Source organism: Mesorhizobium sp. B2-8-1 (genome assembly GCF_006440955.1).
Classification (GTDB): domain Bacteria; phylum Pseudomonadota; class Alphaproteobacteria; order Rhizobiales; family Rhizobiaceae; genus Mesorhizobium.
Genome location: NZ_VFTX01000013.1, coordinates 144,706 through 161,442 on the forward strand (window position 1 = coordinate 144,706; position 16,737 = coordinate 161,442).

The 16,737-nt window shown below is 64.0% G+C and carries 15 protein-coding genes; 8 read left to right on the forward strand and 7 right to left on the reverse strand.

All coding sequences use genetic code 11. From position 1 onward, the window contains the following. Positions 1-94: 94 nt before the first annotated feature. From FJ428_RS27540 to FJ428_RS27570, 7 genes are all read left to right on the forward strand, one after another. A complete protein-coding gene (locus tag FJ428_RS27540) occupies positions 95-1,276 on the forward strand; it encodes a PfkB family carbohydrate kinase (RefSeq protein WP_140880567.1) in 1,182 nt (393 codons plus the stop codon). Between the two features lie 36 nt (positions 1,277-1,312). After that, positions 1,313-2,089: a glutamine amidotransferase gene (locus FJ428_RS27545; RefSeq protein ID WP_140495807.1), complete on the forward strand. Its 777-nt coding sequence runs from the start codon at positions 1,313-1,315 to the stop codon at positions 2,087-2,089. A 27-nt stretch (positions 2,090-2,116) separates the two neighbouring features. Further along, positions 2,117-2,887, forward strand: a complete 771-nt coding sequence (locus FJ428_RS27550) for an ATP-binding cassette domain-containing protein (protein ID WP_140495806.1) — start codon at positions 2,117-2,119, stop codon at positions 2,885-2,887. Between the two features lie 31 nt (positions 2,888-2,918). Beyond that, complete coding sequence (locus FJ428_RS27555; RefSeq protein ID WP_140817540.1) at positions 2,919-3,905, forward strand: autoinducer 2 ABC transporter substrate-binding protein; 987 nt, start codon at positions 2,919-2,921, stop codon at positions 3,903-3,905. Positions 3,906-3,973: 68 nt separating this feature from the next. After that, positions 3,974-4,900 carry an ABC transporter permease gene (locus FJ428_RS27560; RefSeq protein WP_224518945.1) on the forward strand — a complete coding sequence of 309 codons (927 nt, stop codon included), beginning with the start codon at positions 3,974-3,976 and terminating at the stop codon, positions 4,898-4,900. Beyond that, complete coding sequence (locus FJ428_RS27565) at positions 4,897-5,853, forward strand: ABC transporter permease (RefSeq protein WP_140880568.1); 957 nt, start codon at positions 4,897-4,899, stop codon at positions 5,851-5,853. Before FJ428_RS27560 ends, FJ428_RS27565 begins: the two co-directional genes overlap by 4 nt. Before the next feature lie 2 nt (positions 5,854-5,855). Then, positions 5,856-7,172 (forward strand): ArgE/DapE family deacylase, encoded by a 1,317-nt coding sequence (locus FJ428_RS27570; RefSeq protein ID WP_140521014.1) that lies wholly within the window; start codon positions 5,856-5,858, stop codon positions 7,170-7,172. Between the two features lie 195 nt (positions 7,173-7,367). Here FJ428_RS27570 and FJ428_RS27575 read toward each other — a convergent pair whose 3' ends face one another. From FJ428_RS27575 to FJ428_RS27605, 7 genes are all read right to left on the reverse strand, one after another. Then, the gene (locus tag FJ428_RS27575) at positions 7,368-8,246 is read right to left on the reverse strand and encodes an SMP-30/gluconolactonase/LRE family protein (RefSeq protein WP_140517088.1); all 879 of its coding nucleotides are present in this window, start codon (positions 8,244-8,246) and stop codon (positions 7,368-7,370) included. Positions 8,247-8,287: 41 nt separating this feature from the next. Next, complete coding sequence (locus tag FJ428_RS27580) at positions 8,288-9,250, reverse strand: 3-keto-5-aminohexanoate cleavage protein (RefSeq protein WP_140495801.1); 963 nt, start codon at positions 9,248-9,250, stop codon at positions 8,288-8,290. After that, positions 9,247-10,194: a 3-hydroxyacyl-CoA dehydrogenase gene (locus tag FJ428_RS27585; RefSeq protein WP_140880569.1), complete on the reverse strand. Its 948-nt coding sequence runs from the start codon at positions 10,192-10,194 to the stop codon at positions 9,247-9,249. The genes FJ428_RS27580 and FJ428_RS27585 overlap by 4 nt, the downstream gene beginning before the upstream one ends. A 10-nt stretch (positions 10,195-10,204) precedes the next feature. Beyond that, entirely contained in the window at positions 10,205-11,011 is an 807-nt protein-coding gene (locus tag FJ428_RS27590; RefSeq protein ID WP_140880570.1) for an SDR family oxidoreductase, read from the reverse strand. A 13-nt stretch (positions 11,012-11,024) separates the two neighbouring features. Beyond that, a complete protein-coding gene (locus FJ428_RS27595; protein WP_140880571.1) occupies positions 11,025-13,091 on the reverse strand; it encodes an ABC transporter permease in 2,067 nt (688 codons plus the stop codon). After that, positions 13,088-14,629 carry a sugar ABC transporter ATP-binding protein gene (locus FJ428_RS27600; protein ID WP_140880592.1) on the reverse strand — a complete coding sequence of 514 codons (1,542 nt, stop codon included), beginning with the start codon at positions 14,627-14,629 and terminating at the stop codon, positions 13,088-13,090. Before FJ428_RS27600 ends, FJ428_RS27595 begins: the two co-directional genes overlap by 4 nt. Before the next feature lie 75 nt (positions 14,630-14,704). Next, positions 14,705-15,832, reverse strand: a complete 1,128-nt coding sequence (locus FJ428_RS27605; RefSeq protein ID WP_140495797.1) for a sugar ABC transporter substrate-binding protein — start codon at positions 15,830-15,832, stop codon at positions 14,705-14,707. A 216-nt stretch (positions 15,833-16,048) separates the two neighbouring features. Between FJ428_RS27605 and FJ428_RS27610 the strand changes: the two genes are divergently transcribed. Beyond that, positions 16,049-16,729, forward strand: a complete 681-nt coding sequence (locus tag FJ428_RS27610) for a GntR family transcriptional regulator (RefSeq protein ID WP_140495796.1) — start codon at positions 16,049-16,051, stop codon at positions 16,727-16,729. The last annotated feature ends 8 nt before the right edge of the window (positions 16,730-16,737 follow it).

A 16,737-nucleotide genomic window follows, 5' to 3' on the forward strand; every position in this document is an offset into this window, starting at 1 on the left:
TCTCTGCAAATTCCAGACCTTTTTAGAAGATAATTCCGTTGAGGGGCGGCATTTCCGTTGATACCGTTTGAAACGCTTCAATCGGAGCCAACCATTGCAACGCAAGCGCCCAACCATAGCGGATGTCGCACGCGCGGCCGGTGTCTCCATCGGAACGGTGTCGAACTTCATCAACGGGACTGCCGGCCTGAAGGAGGCCACGCGCGAACGCATTGAAAAGGCGATCGCCACGCTGATGTACCGGCCGAGTTCGTTTGCGCGTTCGCTGCCGGGCCGCGCGCCCCACAGGCCGAAGAATCTCGATCATCTGCCGAGGCTCCTGGTCGCGGGCCGGGTCAGTGTCGACTTTCTCTGCCGCGTGGACGTCCTGCCGCATCGCGACGACCGCATCACAGCCAGTCATATCGAGAAGGCGCTGGGCGGGCCCGCGGCCAATCTCGCGGTTGCCGCCGCCGGTGTTGGGGCGCCCTACGCTCTCGACGTGGAACTGGCGACGGCGGTCGGTGAAGACCCGGAGAGTGACTGGGCGCTCGGCGCGCTTTCCAAACTGGGCGTCCACGCATTGCCGATCCGCAACACGCCCAACAACCGCCTTTCGCAGGCCATCGTGATCATCGAGCGCAATGGCAGCCGCACGATCATCAGTGAACCGTTCGAACTCGGCGAGATCGATCTGACCGCCAATCTGGACATCCAGCCCGAACCGCGCCCGGCCTGTCTTCACATCGAAGGCTTCCACTACGAAACGATGACCGCTTCCATCGCGCGCTTTCATCAGGCCGGCTGGAGGGTGAGCCTGCATTCGGCCGGCCTGCCCAAGAGCGCACGCACGCCTGAAACCTTCACGCAGATGGTCCGGCACATCGACCTGACCTTCATCAACGATGTGATGATGCGGGAGATTTTCGACTTTCGCTCCAGGATGGCGACGATGATCGAAGAGGTGCGGCTGATGCTGGCACGCATCAAGCCGCGCGGAACGGTCGTGCTCACTCTCGGCGAGTTTGGCGCGGTCGTCTTTACGGCGAATGGCGGACCGCAGATCGAGGTGCCGGCACTGCCTGTCGACCGCGTCGATGCGACGGGCGCCGGCGACAGCTTCGCCGGCATATTCCTAAGCCTCTGGCTGCATGGTGCGTCGCTGGACGACGCCGCCCGCCATGCGGCGATCGGCGCGAGCCTGACGACCACGGTCGAAGGCGCACAGGGCTACATCGCGGATTTCGTGACTTTGAAGGCCGCCGCCTTGGCGAACAACGCCATGTTGGCAAGCTGAACCAACAACTTACGGGAACCCAGGAGAGTATTGGTCATGGCGAAAACAAGAGTGCTTCTGGTCGGCGAGAGCTGGATGAGTTCGGCGACCCACTACAAGGGGTTCGATCAGTTCGGCAGCGTCACCTTTCACCTGGGCGCGACGCCGCTGGTCGATGCCTTGAAGAGCAGCGAATTCGACCTCGACTACATGCCGGCCCATGAAGCCGTCGAAAAGCTGCCTTTCACCACGGAGGGCCTGTCGCAATACAAGGCCATCATCCTCTCCGACATCGGCGCGAACTCGCTGCTGCTTCACCCCGATGTCTGGCTGCACGGCAAGACAGTGCCCAACCGGCTCAAGCTTCTGCGCGACTGGACGCAGGCCGGTGGTGGCATGGTCATGATCGGCGGCTATTTCTCTTTCCAGGGCATCGACGGCAAGGCGCGCTGGCACCGCACGGCCGTCGAGGAGGCGCTGCCGGTAACCTGCCTCCCCTATGACGACCGGCTCGAGATTCCCGAAGGGTTCCGGCCTGAAATCACCGGTCCCAAGGATCACCCGATCTTTGCCGGCATCGAAGGCGAATGGCCGCTGCTGCTCGGCGCCAACGAGGTCGTCGCTCGCGATCGCGATGACGTCGAAATCCTCGCACGGTTGCCGCAGGATCACGGCGGTCATCCGCTGCTGGTCACCGGCCGCCATGGCCAGGGCCGCACGCTGGCCTGGACGTCGGATATCGGCCCGCATTGGCTGCCCAACAGCTTCGTGGAATGGCCGGGCTATGCGCGTCTTTGGACCAACGTGCTGCGCTGGGTCAGCAAGGCCGTCTAGCCGACCAGCAACCGCCGGGGAACCGCCATGACAGAACCGTTTCTTGTCGCCAGAAATATCGCAAAGCGCTTCGGCGCTCTGACCGCGCTTGCCGATGTCGACCTGGAAATCCGCTCCGGCGAGGTGCTGGCGCTTCTCGGCGACAACGGCGCCGGCAAATCCACCTTCATCAAGATCCTGGCGGGCGCCCATCCGCCCAGCGATGGAAAGCTTCTCATCGAGGGCAATCCGGTGGCTTTCTCCTCGCCCAAGGATGCGGCGTCGTCGGGGATCGCGACGATCTTTCAGGAACTGGCGCTCTCGGAAAACCTGTCGATTGCCGAAAACGTCTTTCTCGGCCGCGAATTGAAACGCTCCATTTTGGGTATTCCCTTCCTGAAGCGCAAGGAAATGCGCCAGCGCGTCGACGGCCTGCTGAAAGAGCTCGACGCGCATATTTCCGATCCGGAAGCACCCGTCGGCAGCCTGTCCGGCGGTCAGCGCCAGGCCGTGGCCATCTGCCGGGCCCTCAATCTGAATGCCAGGCTGGTCATCATGGACGAGCCGACGGCGGCCCTTGCCGTCGCCGAAACCCGCAAGGTCCTGGCACTGACGCGGCGGCTTGCCGCGCGCGGTTGTGCCGTCGTCCTCATCAGCCACAACATTTCCGAAGTGTTCGAGGTTGCCGACCGCATCGTGGTGTTCCGGCGCGGCCGCAAGGTGGCCGAACGGCTGGCGGCCGAGACCAATCACGAGGAAGTCGTTTCGCTCATAACAGGCGCTCATCCCGACGTGCGGGCGCTTGAAAAATCAAACTGAAATGCACGTCCATTCCAGAGAGGATAAACCAATGCTTTCTCAACTCAAAAAAGCGCTCGCCGTTTCCGTGCTGTCACTCGTGGTCGCCACGGCGGCGGATGCCGCCGACAAGCCCAAGGTCGCCTTCGTCCCGCAATTGATCGGCATACCCTATTTCAATGCCATGGAAGCCGGCGGGAATCGCGCCGCGAAGGACCTGGGCGTCGATTTCATCTATTCCGGCCCCGTCGACACCAACCCGGTCGATCAGTTGCAGATCGTGCAGAACCTGATCGACCAGGGTGTCCAGGCGATCTCGGTCAGCGTGCTGGATGCGTCCAGCATCGCGCCCGTCGTCGAGAGCGCCAAGGCCAAGGGCATCAAGCTTTTCACCAGCGACAGCGATGCACCCGACAGCGGCCGTGCCGTCTATGTGGCGCAGGCGACCGACGAAGGGCTCGGCACGACGATCATCGATGAGTTGGTGAAGCGCGTCGGCGAGGACGCCACGATCGGCATCGTCTCCGGCGAGGCGACGGCGTCCAATCTCAACGCCTGGATCGGCTTCATGCAGAAAGAGGCCACCGCCAAATATCCGAAGCTGAAACTGCTCGCTCCGCAATTCGCTGGCGGCACGGCCGAGCGCGCCGCGCAGATATCAGGCGATCTCATGGCCGCCAATCCCGACATCAAGGCCATCATCGCCGTCGCATCCTCGACCTGTCCGGGCGTCGCCCAAGCCATCGAAACCGCCGGTAAGATCGGCTCCGTCATAGGCACGGGCTATTGCAGCCCGAACACGGCGCGATCCTACCTGAAGAGCGGCGCCTTCGGCTTCACCGTGCTGTGGGATCCCGAACAACTGGGCTATCTCACGGTCTGGGCCGGCAAGCAGTTGATCGACGGCAAGAGCTTCGAAGCGGAAAACAAGATCGCCGGCCTCGAAAAGCCCGCCACCTATGATGCCGCCAAGGGCATCCTGCTGCTCGGGCCGCCGGCGGTCTTCACCAAGGACAATGTCGACAAGTTCAACTTCTGAGCCTTGGGATGAACAGGGTGCGACAGTTTGGAAACGGCGTTTTGGCCATGAACGGGCGGGAGTGGTCCTTGCTTGCCGCCTGTCTCCTGGCGATCGTCATCTTTTCTGTCGCATCGCCCCACTACGCGACGCCAGGCAATGCGGCGACCGTCCTGCGCAACAGCGTCGAACTGCTGCTGATCGGCCTTGGCATGACCTTGCTGCTGGCCATGGGCGGCATCGACGTCTCGATCGGCATCGTCATGGGTCTGGCGGCAATAGCGATCGGCCGTGTGCTCGGCGCCGAGGGCAATCCGCTGCTGGCGCTCATCGCTGGCCCTGCGGTCGGTGCGCTGCTCGGCTGCGTGACGGCCACCGTCGTCGTCCTCGGTCGCGTTCCGGCAATCGTGGGAACGCTCGGCCTGCTTGGCGTCTACCGCACCGCCGTCTTTGTCCTTCTCGGCGGGCAGTGGCTCTCGGGCCTGCCCTCGAGCCTCACCAATCTTCTGGCAACCACCGTACTCGGCATTCCAGTCCCAGCCATCGTCATTGCCATCGCCTATCTGGTCGTCTGGCTGGCGTTGCGGCGAACCCCCTACGGGCCGCACCTGCTGGCGATCGGCAATTCCGAGGAAAAGGCCCGGCTGTCCGGAATCCCCGTGGTCAAGGTACGCTTCATGACCTTCGTCATCAGTGGCGTCCTGACTGGCATTGCCGCCACGTTTTACGTCGCCACCTACCGCAACGTGGAGATGACGATCGGCAGCACGCTGGCGCTCGATGCGATCGCCGCGGTCATTCTCGGCGGCACGAGCATATTGGGCGGCAGATGCAGCTTGATCGGCACGGTCTTCGGTGTACTGCTTCTGAGAATTCTCCAGAATGGATTGCTCTTGATCGGCGTTCCCTCGCTTTGGCAGCCTGTGGTTACCGGTGTTCTCATCATCGGCGTGCTCGGCTTCGAAGCCGTCTCCAACCGGCTGCCGCTTGCCCAATTCCTGCGAGCCCGCGCATGAACAGGATCCGAAACCTGCGGGGCCCCGCCCTCACTTTGGCTCTGCTGTGCGGTCTCTGGCTGCTCGTTATTGTCGGCCTGCTGGCGCTCAAGCCTTCGGTCTTCAATCTCGGCACCGTCACCACAATTTTGCAATTTTCGACGATCCTGGCCCTGGTCGGCCTTGGACAGGCGCTGGTCGTCCTGGCCGGGGGTGCGGGCATCGACCTGTCCGTTGGCGGCGCCGTTTCGCTCTCGGCGATCGTTGCCATGCTTTCCCTGAAGCTGGGGTTGCCACCCCTTCTGTTGCCGGTCGTCTGCATCCTGGCTGGCGCTATGCTCGGCGCCTTGAACGGATGGCTGGTGAACGGGCTCGCCCTTCTCCCCTTCATCGCGACGCTGGGAACATTTTTCGTGTATTCCGGCCTGGCGCTTGCGGTCACCGGCGGCGCGGCCCAGTCCGGCGTGCCTGCCTGGCTGCTAGTTTGGGGGCGCGGTGCGATCATGGGCATCCCCGTGCCTTTCCTTACGCTCGCCGTCCCCTGCTTCGCGCTTGCCGGTCTCGTGCTGCTCTCGACGGCCTGGGGGCGCTGGATCTACGCCATGGGCTTCAATGAACGTTCGGCCAAACTGGTCGGCATCCCGGTCGATCGCGTGCGCTTCATCCTTTATGTGCTGAGCGGCGCGCTTGCCGGTGCGGCCGGCCTCGTCTCTCTCGCCTGGCTCGGCAGCGGCAGGCCCAATATCGGCCAGAACCTCGAACTGGAATCGCTGACCGCGGCCATGCTGGGAGGCATCGTCATCACTGGCGGGCGCGGTGGCGTCGGCGGCGTGTTCGCGGCCGTCCTGCTGCTGGTCACGCTGAAGACCGGCCTTCTGCAATTGAACATCAACACGGTCTGGCAGGTGGGGATTGTCGGCGCCCTTCTGGTTTTCGTCCTTCTCGCCGACCGACTTTCCCAACGTTGGAGATAACAATGCCTTCCATGGAAGAGACCATCGCCGCGCGCGTCGAGGCAGCCGCCGAGCGCATCGTTAAGACGCTGAGCGATCTCGTCGCCTTCCCTTCGATCGTGAAATCGAATCCGAAGGAGGCCGGCCCCGGCGAGCGGGATTGCCAGCTCTACCTGCAAAAGCGCCTTGAGGCACTCGGCTTCTCGACCGATCTCTGGGATCCAGACGGCCCGGCACTCTACGAAAAATACAAGGGACGTGCCGGCGCCAACAAGGGCAGGACGTTCGAGGGCCGGCCCAATCTCGGCGGCGTTTTGAAAGGCACCGGCGGCGGGCGGTCCATCATGCTGACCGGCCATATCGACGTCGTGCCGCCGGGTGCCGCCGGGCACTGGACCACCGATCCCTTCCAGCCTGTCCTGAAAGATGGATTCCTGCACGGTCGCGGCACGGTCGACATGAAGGGCGGCGTCGCTTGCATGCTGATGGCGGTCGAAATCCTGAAGGAACTCGACGTTTCCCTCTCCGGCGACGTCGTCTTCACCACCGTCGTCGACGAGGAAATCGGCGGCATGGGGTCGCTCGCCATGGTTGATCGCGGCTTTCGCGCCGACGCCGGCATCATGACGGAACCGACGGCGAACAGGATCGCACCGCTTTGTCACGGCATTCTGTGGGGCAAGATCATCATCGACGGCATAGGCGGCCATGCCGAACTGACGCCGAACGCCTGGTATTCGAGCGGCCCGGTCGACGCCGTCCAGCTTTGCCGGCAGATCCTCGACGGCATCGACATCCTCAACCGGCGATGGATGTTCGATCCCAGGAAGAACCACCCGCTGATGGACCTGCCCAACCAGATCATCGTCACCCAGATCAATGCCGGCGAACATCCATCCTCCATGGCAGGACGCGGCGAGATCATCATCGACGCACAGTATCTGCCGAGCGAGCATGACGAGTTCAGGCTGGGCGGCAATGTCAAACGCGAAATCGAAGAGCACATCGCCAATGTCTGCCAGGCGGATCCTTATCTGCGAAAGCACCCTGCCCGTGTCGAATGGATCCTCGATGCCGATTGCGCCGAGATCCCGTCGGACAACCCCTTTGTCGGCCTGTTCCAGGAGGCCGTCAAAGCAGCCGACCTGTCGCCGGCCCTGAGCGGCTTCGGCGCACACAGCGACATCGGCCTGCCGACCGGCCTGGGCAACACCCCGACCGTCAACTTCGGTCCTGGCGATCCGGCGCAGGCGCATCAGCCGAACGAGCGCGTTTCGGTGCGCGATCTCGTCGACTGCACGAAGGCCATCGCCTTAGCGGTGGAGAAATGGTGCCGATAGTTTTTAGCTGACTGCGAGCGGCAGGAAGTTTGCGGAAGACGTCCGGGAGGAGCGGCGAGAGCAATTCCAGGAAAAGTGTGTACGGTTTTCCCGGGAAAAGCGCGTAGCGCTTTCCCTATGGAATTGCGCAAAAACAAAGAGATAGAGCGGTTCGCCGTTTCCATGAAACGGTGAACTGCTCTAAGAGGCCGCCCGTCAGCCACCAAACCTCGGCTCGGGAACTCCGGTCACGCCAAGGCCGGTGATGGCGAACAGGCTGCCGCGCAGCACGCCATCGCCGGGAAAACGCGGCAGCGGCGGCTTGGCCATCGAGGTGACGTAGAGCGTGTCGAGCTTCGGTCCGCCGAACATGGCGCTGGTGATCTTCTTCACCGGCATGTCGATGATACGGTCTATGCTGCCGTCCGGCGCGTAGCGTACCAGGCGGCCGTCATAGACCAGCGCATTCCACAGACAGCCTTCGGCATCGACGGTCGAGCCGTCGGCGGCACCACCGCGGCTGGTATCGACGCGAACGAAGGTGCGGCGGTTGCTGGCCGTACCGGTCTCGATGTCGTAATCATAGGCCCAGATCTCGCCGGTCCAGGTGTCGGCGAAATAGAAGGTGCGGTCGTCGGGGCTCCAGCATGGACCGTTGGAGCAGATGATGCCGGAATCGATCCTGGTGACGGAGAAATCCGGATCGAGCCTGTAAAGGCCGCCGGACGGCCCCTCTTCCATCGTGTCCATCGAGCCGGCGAAGAAGCGGCCGCGCCGGTCGACCTTGCCGTCGTTGAGACGGTTCATTGGCTTGTCCGGCTCCGGATCATGGATCGGCGTCACCTCGCCGGTGGCGAAATCGAGCAGATGGAAACCGCGCTGCAACGAGACGACAGCGCCGCCGCCATCCTTGCGCAGCGCCATCGAGCCTATCTTCATCGGCACGTCCCAGGAGCGGATCTCGCGCCCGTCGGCGGTCGCGCGGAAGACGCGCCCGTCGAAACTGTCGATCCAGTAGAGGCGCTCCTGCTCGACGTCCCAGAGCGGTCCCTCGCCAAGCGTGGTCTTTACGTCCACCACGACTTCGATCTTCATGCCGTCCTCCTCTTTGTTGGCTCGCGCAGCGATTGGCCGCGTCAAAAAGCGACCTTGTCGCCGCCTTTCAGTGACAGGATCTCGCGCGCCTCGTCCGGCGTCGCCACCTCCATGCCGATCCCTTCGATGATCTTGCGTGCCAGCACGACCTGTTCGGCATTCGACTTGGCAAGCTTGCCCCTGCCGGCCCACAGGCTGTCCTCCAGCCCGACCCGGATATTGCCGCCGAGGGCCGCCGACTGCGCGGCGATGCGCAACTGGCTGGCGCCGGCGCCGAGCACCGACCAGCGGAACTGGTCCCCGAACAGCCGGTCCGCTGTGCGCTTCATATGCGCGACATCCTCCGGATGCGTGCCGATGCCGCCCAGCAGGCCGAACACCGACTGCACGAAGAAGGGCGGTTTCACCAGCCCACGGTCTGCGAAGTGGGAGAGATTGTAGAGATGCGCGATGTCATAGCACTCGAACTCGAACCGCGTGCCGTTGTCGTAGCAAGTCGCGAGAATGTACTCAATGTCCTTGAACGAGTTGCGGAAGACGAGGTCGCGCGTCGCTTCCAGATGCGGCTTTTCCCAGTCGAACTTGAAGGTCTCGTATTTGTCGGCGAGGTGATAGAGCCCGAAATTGATCGAGCCCATATTGAGCGAGGCTACCTCCGGCTTGAACTGGGCGGCCGGGCGCACCCGCTCCTCGACCTTCATGTAGGGGCTGCCGCCGGTGGTGATGTTGATGGCGGCGTTGGTGCCTTGCTTGACGCGCGGCAGGAAACGGGCAAAGGCCTCCGGCGTCTGGTCGGGCTTGCCGGTCTCCGGATCGCGGGCATGCAGATGCAGGATCGCGGCGCCAGCTTCCGCGGCGGCGATCGCCTCCGAGGCGATCTGGTCCGGCGTGATCGGCAAATAGGGCGACATGGTCGGCGTGTGGATCGCCCCCGTCACCGCGCAGGTTATGATGACCTTGCCCCTGGCCGCCGTGGCGCCGGGCTTGCGGCTGGTTTCTTTCATTGTCCGAACTCCTGATCCGATTTCTTCTTGTGCGCCGCCAGTGCCATCAGTCGGCGATCCCGCCATACCTGCCGATCGCCCAGTTTCTCCCTGGGCAAGCGCCTGCTACGCTCGGCCTCGACGGTTTCCATCACCTCGCCCGCCCAGTCGACGCGGCGCAGCATCTGCGGAAAAATATTGGAATAGATGCCCTGGTAGCGCTCGGCATAGTCGCGCACGCCGCCCGGCGCGTTGAGATCGATGGTCTCGAAGGGCCCCATGAACGACCAGCGCAGCGCCAGCCCGTCGCGGATGCCGATATCGACGTCCTCAACGCTGGCATAGCCGTCGGCGACAAGCCGGAACGCTTCCTCGAGCAGCGCCCCTTGCAGCCGGTTCATGATGAAGCCGTCGAGCTCGCGCTTCATCACCAGCGGTGCGTGGCCGGCATCGATGAGGAAGGCGCGGGTCCTTTCGAGCGTCTCGGAGGACGTCCACGGCGCCGGCACCACCTCCGCCGCCGGAATGAGATAGGGCGGGTTGATCGGATGCACGACCAGGCAGCGGTGCCGCCCCGGCAGATGATCGGTGAATTTCGAGGGCAACAGCGCCGAGGTGGAGCTGGCGATCACCGCTTGCGGGCCGGCCAGCGCGTCGATGTGCGAGAACACCTCGCGCTTCACCTCGAGATTTTCCGGCGTGTTCTCCTGGATATGCACGGCACCGGCCAGCGCCGCGTCCATGTCTCCCACGACCGAGATACGCTCGAGCACCGCGTGCGCGGTCTGCTCACGCAGCAGGTCGTTCGAAGCGAGATCGCCGAGCACGCCTTCTATGTAGTCGCGCGCGCCGCCTGCCGCGACCGGCGACTGGTCCCACATGCGCACGTCATGGCCGGCGCGCGCGAAGCTGATCGCCCATGCCCGTCCGATGAACCCGCTTCCGACAATTGCAACCCTGGCCATGGCTTGCTCCTCAAAGCGTTTCGACGTTGCCGTCGACGCCGAGCGACTGGCCTGAAATGTTGATGCCCGCGTCGGACAGCAGGAATGCGACCATCGAAGCCACGTCGTACGGGCTGGTCATGCGGCGCAACGAGATGTTCTGCAAATAGCGTTCGGTCATCTCCTGATGGCTGATGCCGACCTGTTTGGCGCGTGCCGAGATGACGCTCTCGATGCGCGGCCCCTCTATGATGCCCGGCAGGATGGCGTTGACCCTGATGCCGTGCGGCCCGAGCTCCTTGGCAAGGCTCTGCGTGAAGCCGATGACGCCGAATTTGGCCGCCGAATAGGGCGTGCGGAACGCATAGCCGTGGCGGCCGGCCGCCGACGACATCGAGACGATCGAACCGCCGCCGGCCCCCTTGATGAGCGGCACGGCGCGCCGTGCGCACAGGAACTGGCCGGTCAGGCCGATGTCGAGACAGCGCCGCCAGTCGGCCGGATCGATTTCGTCGACGCCGCCGGTCGGCCCGGCGATGCCGGCATTGTTGATCAGTGCGTCGAGGCCGCCAAGTCTCTCCTTCACCGCGTCGAACAGCCGGTCGACGTCGTCGTCGCGCGAGACGTCGGCCTTGACCGCAGCGACGAGCGCCATCTTCTTGGGGGCGGCCGCCAGGGCTTCGTCGGACACATCGCAGACGACGATGCGCGCACCGAGCCGCGACAGCGTTTCGGCAATGGCGAAGCCAATGCCGCCGGCGCCTGCCGTCACCAGGACACGTTGCCCTTTGAGCCCTGCCAGGAATTCGTCCGGCGATTTGGGTGCGCTCGTGCTCATCATTCCATTCCCTTCATTGAATGCGTCTTTCGCGCAGCGCCATGACGGCACTGAGCACCACCAGTCCGAACAGGATCGCCCGTGTGGCGTAGGGCAGCGTCGTGCCGGCCAGCAGCATCTGCAGCGCCGTCAACAGCAGCACACCGCCGAGCATGCCGAGATAGTGCCCGCGCCCGCCGGTGATCAGCGCGCCGCCGACCACGACAACGGCGATGGACGGCAGGAGATAGTCGTCACCCATGCCAAGGCTGGCCTGGCCGGAAAAACCGGTCAGCATGACGCCGACGATCGCCGCGCACAGCGCCGACAGCATGTAGACGAAGATCAACGTCCGTCCGACGGCGATGCCCGAAAGCTGGGCCGCGCGCGGGCTGTTGCCGATGCCGTAGACCTTGCGGCCGAAGGCAGTGCGGCCGAGCAGCAGCACCGCAAGGGCCACGACGATGACCATGAATGGCACGACCGGCGTCACCACCCATAGCTTGCCGGTCATGAACCAGCGCAGCATGGGCGAGGAGAAGCCGGCCGGCGTGCCTTGCGAATAGAGAAGCGCGAAACCTTGCAGGATGCCGTTGGTGGCGAGCGTCATGACGATCGGTGAGATGCCGAGGAAAACGATGCCGATGCCGTTCGCCAGTCCGATAAGACAGGCGATGGCGAGCACCACCGGCAGCGCATAGGCGAGTGCCGCGTCCGATCCGTTGACCATGCCGGCAAGGAGGATGCCCGACAGGCCAATCGTCCATGGCACCGATAGGTCGAGTCCACCGGTGAGTATGACGCTGCCCTGCCCGAGCGCAAGCACGGCAAGGAAACTCGACAGCACGAACAGCGAGTTCCAGTAGGTGGGATTGAAGATGGCCCGGCCGAGCCAGATCTGGGTGACGATCATGACGACGGCCAGGCAGACGTAAGCCGGCAGCGCGTAGCGCAGCGCCTCGGCATTGCGAACGCGAAAGCCGGGTGCCTGTCCCGGAACGGCGGGCTTGTGGGCGATGCGCAGCCTGCGGTCGGTGGGGTCGAGTTGCGACGGCAGCATGCCGGCGCGCCATGCGGCGAACCGCGCGCGCAAGGCGCGGACCTGGTAGGCAAGCACGGAGCCATGCGACAGCGAGCCCGCGAGAACGGCAAGGATGAGGATGGTGCCCTCGGCGATGGTCGAATAATAGGCCGAAACGTTGAGGACGAGCAGGACGTTGACGACCATCATCAGGATATAGGCGCCGAAGACGGTGCCGAACGGACCACCCTGCCCGCCGCCGAGCCGCGTGCCGCCGACCACGACGGCAGCGAACATCGACAACAGCAGCGGATTGCCGACCAGCGGATCGCCGCTGCCGGTCTGGGCGCTGATGAACACACCGGCAAGCCCGTAGCAGCCACCGGCGATGACATAGACGAGGAAGCGCACGAGAGCGACGCGCACGCCGACTGCGGACGCGGCGTCTGGATCGCTGCCGACCGCGTAAAGCGCCGTGCCGAACCGCGTGCCTTTCAGCCAGAACCATGCCAGCAGGACCATGCCGATGACGACCAGCGGCATGGGCAACCAGCCCGGGATCGCATCGCCGAGATAGAAGGCGCCGAGATCGGGCGAGACGAAGCCGCCGGGCTTGTCCATGACCAGCAGTGTGATGCCTTGCAAGATGAACATGGTCGACAGCGTGACGACGATGGGCTGCATGCGCAGCACCGCGATGAAGAAGCCGTTGAACGCCCCGACGAGCATGCCGACGCCAATGCCGGCCATCGTCCACAGCCAGACGCTCGTTCCGGTCGCCATCGGATCCATCGACGTGGCCAGCACCACATTGACCAGCGAAACCACGGCGCCCGCCGACAGGTCGAAGCCGCCGGACAGGATGACGATGGTCTGGCCCATCGCCGCCAGCGCCGAGGTGGCGCCGCCGCTCGACAGGAACGAGATGTCGAAATAGCTGAGCCGCCCGGCGCTGATCAGGTCGACGACGACGAGCAGCACTGCAAAGACGATCGCCGCGATGATGGCGCCGCGATGCCGCGCCAGGAGGCGCACCAAGGGTCCGGCCTGTCCGGTTGTTAACGAACCGACCGCGCTCACTGTGCTGCCTCCAGCATATTGCCGCCATGTCCCAGCGCCGGACGCATGATCGCGCTCTCGGTGATCTCGTCGCCGGCGAGCTCGGCCACCAGCCGTCCGTCATAGAGAACGAGCACGCGGTCGCATTGATGGACGAGTTCGGGAATTTCGGTCGAATGCAGCAGGATCGAGCCGCCCGCCGCCACATAGTTGCGCATCATCACGTAGAGCTCATGCTTGGTGCCCACATCGATGCCACGGGTCGGGTCGAAGAGCAGCAGGATGCGGCTTTCGGCGACCAGCCACTTGGCGATGGCGATCTTCTGCTGGTTGCCGCCGGAAAAGGCGCCGGCCCTTGTCCACAGCGCACGCTTGTCCACCTCGACCGTCGAGAAGGCCGCCTGCACGGCGCGTGCTTCCTCCTCCTCGCGGATCAAGCCGAGCCGGGTGAAGCGGCCGACCACCGGCAGCGATGCATTCTGCCGGCCCGACAATTTCAGGAACAGGCCTTCGGTCTTGCGATCCTCCGGCACCAGCCCGATCGCCATGTTGGGCCTCAGCGCATCGGCCGGCGAGCCGAGCCACACTTTGCGGCCGTCGACCATGACGTGGCCGCGTTCGATCTCGGCCATGCCGAAGCAGGCGAGGAACAGGTCTAGCTGGCCCATACCCTGAAGTCCGGCGATGCCGAGGATTTCGCCCCTGCGCAAATCGAAACTGGCGCCGTCGAGTTTTCTGCCCGCCTTGAGGTCGCGCACGCCGAGCACCGGCGGACCGAAGACGGCCGCGCCCTCAGGCTTTGGCGGAAAGGTCTGCGCGAGGGCGCGGCCGATGATCTTCTCGATCACATCCTCATCCGAGATGTCGGCCACCGGTGCGGTGATGATGTGGCGGCCATTCCGAAGGATGGTCAAGGTATCGCAGAAGGCCCGCACCTCACGCATGCGGTGGGTGATGAACACGACCGTCGTTCCGGCGGCCTTGAGCCGCGCGATGATTGTTCCCAGCCATTCGACGTCGCCGCCCGAAAGCGTCGAGGTCGGCTCGTCCAGCAACAGGATGCGCGGCTTGCGGTAGACGGCGCGCGCGATCTCGACCTTCTGGCGGACCGCGAGATCGAGCGTCGCCACCTCGGCGTCGAGATCGACCGAAAAACCGAGATCGGCAATGTGCCGGCCGACTGCCTTGCGCGCGGCCGACCGCCTGATCAATCCGGTCGGGCCGGATGGCGCATAGGGCAGCAGCATATTGTCGAGAACGCTGAGGTCGCGGACCAGCGTCATCTCCTGGAACGCCGTCTGCACCCCGCGTTCATGCGCGGCGCGCGGCGAACCGAGCGCGGCCGGCGCGCCAAGGATGCTGATCTGGCCCTGATCGGGCCGCACCAGTCCCGATAGGAGCTTGACCAGCGTCGACTTGCCGGCGCCGTTCTCACCCAGCAAAGCGTGCACGCTGCCAGGCGAGATCGCGAAGGAGACGTCGTCAAGCGCGACCGTCGCGCCAAACGCCTTGCGTATGCCGTTGACGGCAATAGCCGGCACATGCGTTGTTGAAGTCATCATTCCCGGTTCCGGCATGCCATGCTTGCGGGCGCGTGGAGCCCACAGTGCCCCACGCGCACGGATTGCTGAAGCCTACTCCTCGGGCTGGCCGACGAGCGCCGCGTTGAGGCCGATCTCGGGCGTCTGGTCGGAGAAGATCGACGCGAACCAGCCGGGGTTGGAAACCAGCGACGGTTTGAAGGTGTTGCATCCGGCCTTCATTTCGGCCCAGGTGCCCTCGTTGCAAAGCTTGCTCGTCTCGTTGGTGACGATCGGCAGCGGCAGGATTGTCGCTTTCGGCACATCCTTGCCCTCGATCGCCTCGATGGCGAGCTTCAAGGCGAGCGCGCCGGAATAAGGCGGCGAGGCATACGAAATGCGCGGCGCGCCGAGCGGTGCATAGGGAGAAGCAGCACCCTCGACCTCCGTCCCTTCCGGCAGCATCTGGATGCGGCCGCCATTGGAGCCTTCACCGGCGCAAGGCAGAAGCTGGCTGGCCTTCCTGCCCGCCTCGAGCTGCATCGAATTGGCGGTGAAGCAGCCTACCTGCATCCACAGCCCATTAATGTCGTCCCAGCTGCGCGTGGCCAGAATCTTGGAGAGTTCGGTGCGTGCCACCGCCTGGCTCCACATGCCGACCGCTTCGCCGACAATCTTGATGTCGGGATATTTGGCGAACACCGCCTTGGCGGCTTTCGTGCGCAGCTCGTCGACCGAGGTGCCGGGAACGCCGGTCACGGCGATGATGTTGCCCTTGCCGTTGAGCTTCTTGGCCAGCCATTCGGCTGTCACCCTGCCAGCCTCCTCCTGGTCGATATGGACATTGTAAGCGCAGGGCTCGGTGATCTCGGCGTCGTAGGCGAAGACCTTGACCCCCTTCTCGCAAGCGTTCTTGACGACCTGGTTAAGCGCCGTCGGCGAGATCGGATAGATCACGATCGCCTCCGCTCCCGCCTGCACCATGGCGTTGATCTGCTGGATCTGGCGCTGCGCATTCGGCCCGGCCACCTGGACCTGCAGGTCGACCTTGTCGACCAGGCTCTTGTGCGAGGCCATCGCCTTGACCATGTTCGCCGCCTCGGCCTGCCAGTCATTGCCGATGAAGCTCATGCTGAGAAAAATCTTGTGTTTTTCAGCGGCCTCGGCCGCGGAGATGCCAAAAGCACAGGCAGCCATGCCGGCCAGCAGCGCAAGCCGCCGGGCTTTCAATCCGATACCCATTATGAAACTCCTCCCGATCCGAACGATCGGATGCCTCCCAAGGGCACGAGACGTGACCTTGCCATCCGATATCGCAACCGTATCACCATTTGATCAAAGATCAATGATGAAATATGCTCATGACAAGGCGACGGCCGGGGTGCTTGACGCCGCAGCCGGAAGCCTGCATTCCGGATACGGGTTATGGCGCAGCTTGCGCGGGAAGGTTGAGGGGAGATGGCTGGAGCGGCGTTCAGAAAGCCGGGTGTCGAGATCGCGCCCCTGTCCAAGGAGACCTTGCAGGACAGGGTCTATCGCCATGTCACCGAATTGATCCTCGACGGCAGCATCGTGCCGGGCGAGATGGTAACGGTGCAAAGCCTTGCCGATGCTTTCGGCGTCAGTCCGATGCCGGTCAGGGAGGCCCTGCGGCGGCTGACCGCCGCCAACGCGCTGATGGTGGTTTCAGGCCGCTCGATCGGCATTCCCGCACTCAGCCGCACACGCCTCGTCGATCTGAGAAACGTCCGCTTCGAGATCGAAGCGATCGCCGCCGCATGGGCGGCCGAGCGTATGGACGACCAAGCTATCGCCCGGCTGCGCCAGCATCTGGACGCGCTCGAACAGGCCAATGCGGCGGGAGACGTCAAGTCCTATCTGCGCGCCAACTACGCCTTTCATTTCTCCATCTACCGGGCGGCCGGCTCCGAGAACATTCTCAACATCATCGAGAACCTGTGGCTGCAGATCAGTCCTTATTTCAACATGCTGCACGATTCCGGAAACTATTCGACCGCCAATGCGCACCATCAGGAGATGTTCGCTGCGTTGCGCGACCGGGACGCGGAAGCGGTCAAGGCCGCGGTCCGCGCCGACATCGACGCCGCCTTCGACGTTCTGGTCGGCCTGCTGAAATAGCACAAACG